This is a genomic window from Acidocella sp. (assembly GCF_028687955.1).
Classification (GTDB): Bacteria; Pseudomonadota; Alphaproteobacteria; order Acetobacterales; family Acetobacteraceae; genus Acidocella.
Window position 1 is genome coordinate 1 of sequence record NZ_JAQTZC010000056.1, and the last position, 3183, is coordinate 3183.

Below are 3183 nucleotides of genomic sequence, written 5' to 3' on the forward strand. Positions count from 1 at the left end.
ATTCAATTATTTATCAACAGACCCTAACATGCTGAAAGCTATAGCAGATTCGGCGATATCGCACCAGAAAATCAAAGTTCATCCGGGAAATCCGGGCCTAAATTGGACTCAAATGTCGGATTTTATCCACTAGCATTGCAGTTGCAATTTTGATCTGCTGTTATGTTTTTACGCGGTATTTCTAAAACCGCCCCACGAGCATCGCCAGCCCGATTGCCAGCCCAACCTCGCGGTTGGATTTGAACAATTGCAGGCACAGCGCGGGGTCGTTGATATCGAGTTGCATGATCTGGCGAAGCAGCAGCGCCGCCGGCAGGGCCAGCAGCAGAACGCCATAGATGTTGAGCCCCGCCAGCGCCATCGCCAGGGCCAGCAGCGCGATCATGCCGCCGTAACACACCCACAACAGCCCGCGCGTGTTATGCGCGAACAACCGGGCGGTGGATTTCACGCCGATCAGCGCGTCGTCCTCACGGTCCTGATGCGCGTAGATGGTATCATACCCCAGAATCCACAGAATCGCGGCGGCATAGAGGCAGAGCGATGACCAAGACCAAAACCCCCCGCTCGCGGCGGCATAGCCCATGGGGGCTGCCCAGCCGAAGGTGAAGCCCAGCACCACCTGCGGCCACCACGTCACCCGCTTGGCCAACGGATAAATGATCACCGGCGCCAGGCTGATAACGCCGAGGATCCGCGCGGGGAAATCCAACTGGCTCAGAATCAGCAACCCGACCGCGCCGAGCAGAACCAGGAACACCAGCGCGTCGAGGGGTTTGAGCGCGCCCGAGGCCAGTGGCCGGGTGCGGGTGCGCTCCACCTGCGCGTCCATCCTGCGGTCCCATAAATCATTCACCACGCAGCCCGCCCCGCGCATCACCACGGCGCCAAGCGCGAACAGCAACAACAGCCACAGCGCCACACCCACGCCGCGCGCGGCCAGAATAATCGACCATAATCCGGGCAAAAACAGCAGCCAGGCGCCGATCGGCCGGTCAAACCGGGCGAGAATCGCATAGGGGCGCATCGAGGGCGGCAAGCGGCTGACCCAGCCGCCGGCGCGTATATCGGTAAATCCGTTCATGGGTGTTAATGTGCCCGCCATGAGCACCACGTCAATTCGCCTGTATACCGAGTCCCCGCTGCATGAAGCGGCGCAAATCCTGCTGCCGGAGGCCCAGTCCCACTACCTCGCCAATGTCATGCGGCTGGCCCCGGGTGACACCTTGCGCCTCTTCAACGCCATCGCCGGTGAGTGGCGCGCCTCTGTCACAAAAATTTCGCGCAAGGCGGTGGCGCTGGAGGTGTCGGCGCAAACCCGTGCGCCCGCGCCCGAACCTGACTGCTGGCTCTGCTTCGCGCTGCTGAAACGCCAGAAAACCGACCTCGTGGTGGAAAAGGCGACCGAACTCGGCGCCAGCGTCATCCAGCCGATTCTCACCGCGCGCACCCAGGCGGACCATGTGAACCTTGAACGCCTGCGCGCCATCGCAACCGAGGCCGCCGAACAATGTGAACGGCTGATCGTGCCCGAGGTCCGCGCACCCCTGCATGTGGAAAAACTCATGGCCAACTGGCCCGAACGCCGCCTGTTCATCGCCGATGAGCGCCGCAGCGCCGCCCTGCTCGCCCCCAGCCCCGGCCCCAGCGCGCTGATGATCGGCCCCGAGGGTGGCTTTACCGATGCGGAGCTTGAAGGTATCGCACGGACACCCCTTGTTACACGCGTATCATTGGGACGCCGCATCCTGCGGGCCGAAACCGCCGCTATTGCAGGGCTCGCACTCCTGCTCGCGGCGGAAGCATAAAAGGGAGCTTACGTTTGTCGAACCCCGGAGACGCCGATGACCGGCCGATTACCGATATCCGCGATCTGGCGGCTTATTTTTCCGCAGGCGCCAAGCCGCCGGCGCAATGGACCATTGGCACCGAGCATGAGGCCTTCGGCTTCGGCCTGAGCAACCTCGCGCCGCCGAACTATGAGCAGAAGGGCGGCATAAAGGAGCTGCTCGCGGCCTTCCTGGCGGGCGGGGGGCTGAGCCCGATCCTCGACCATGGCAATACCATCGGCCTGAAGGGTGAGGGCGGCGCCTCGCTCTCGCTGGAGCCGGGCGGCCAGTTCGAGCTTTCCGGCGCCATGCAGGCGGATCTGCACGCCACCAAGGCGGAGCTTGATGCCCACATCGCCCGGCTGCGCGCCATCGCCCCCGGGCTTGGCCTCGGCTTCGCGCCGCTGGGCTTCCACCCCACCGCCACCCGCGCGGACATGCCCTTCATGCCCAAGGGCCGCTACAAAATCATGCGCGCCTACATGCCCAAGGTCGGCACCCGCGGGCTGGACATGATGCTGCGCACCTGCACCGTGCAGGTGAACCTGGACTTCTGCTCCGAGGCCAACATGGTGAGCAAAATGCGCGTCGCCAGCGCCCTGCAGCCTTTGGCCACGGCGCTGTTCGCCAATTCACCGTTCTATGAGGGCAAGCCCAACGGGCTGCTCTCCAACCGCGCCCAGGTGTGGACCGATACCGACAACGCCCGCTCGGGCATCCCCGCCGTGGTGTTCGATCCCGGATTCGGCTTTGAGGCCTATGCCAACTGGCTGCTCGATGTGCCGATGTACTTCGTCTACCGCGACGGCGAATTCATCGACGCCGCCGGCGCCTCCTTCCGTGACTTCATGGCAGGCAAGCTGCCCGCCCTGCCCGGCGTTCGCGCAACTTTGGGCGATTTCGCCGATCACAGCACCACCGCCTTCCCCGATGTCCGCCTGAAGAAATACATCGAAACCCGCGGCGCCGACTCTGGCCGGCCGGATATGATGCTGGCGCAATCGGCGCTCTGGACCGGGATTTTCTACGATCCCGCCGCCCTAGCTGCCGCCGTGGCGCTGGTGCAGCCCCTCTCCTACGCGGATATCCTGGCCCTGCGCGCGGCCGTGCCGGTAAGCGGCATCAACACCGGGTACGGCAAGGGCACCCTGCGCGACCTCGCGCGCGAGGTGGTGGCAATCGCCCGTGACGGGCTGAAGAACCGCGCCCGTAAAAACGCCGCCGGAGAGGATGAAGAGCCTTATCTGGCGCCGCTGGCTGAAATCGCCGCCGGCGCGCCAACCCAGGCTGAGCACTGGCTGGAGCGCTACCACGGCGCTTGGAACGGCGACATCACCCGGATTTTCGCCGAAGC

The 3183-nt window shown here is 64.2% G+C and carries 3 protein-coding genes; 2 read left to right on the forward strand and 1 reads right to left on the reverse strand.

From position 1 onward, the window contains the following. Positions 1-181 precede the first annotated feature (181 nt). On the reverse strand, positions 182-1084 hold the full coding sequence (gene ubiA / locus PHE40_RS08290) for a 4-hydroxybenzoate octaprenyltransferase (protein WP_299960677.1): 903 nt from the start codon (positions 1082-1084) through the stop codon (positions 182-184). Positions 1085-1103: 19 nt separating this feature from the next. Between ubiA and PHE40_RS08295 the strand changes: the two genes are divergently transcribed. Both PHE40_RS08295 and PHE40_RS08300 read left to right on the forward strand, forming a co-directional pair. Further along, complete coding sequence (locus tag PHE40_RS08295; RefSeq protein ID WP_299960679.1) at positions 1104-1808, forward strand: 16S rRNA (uracil(1498)-N(3))-methyltransferase; 705 nt, start codon at positions 1104-1106, stop codon at positions 1806-1808. A gap of 14 nt (positions 1809-1822) precedes the next feature. Further along, the coding region (locus PHE40_RS08300) for a glutamate--cysteine ligase (RefSeq protein ID WP_299960681.1) at positions 1823-3183 on the forward strand (1361 nt) is incomplete at its 3' end.

Excerpts from the sequence above, each read along its gene's own strand:
- ubiA (WP_299960677.1), bottom strand. The coding sequence starts at position 1,084 with ATGAACGGATTTACCGATATACGCGCCGGCGGCTGGGTCAGCCGCTTG.
- PHE40_RS08295 (WP_299960679.1), top strand. The coding sequence starts at position 1,104 with ATGAGCACCACGTCAATTCGCCTGTATACCGAGTCCCCGCTGCATGAA.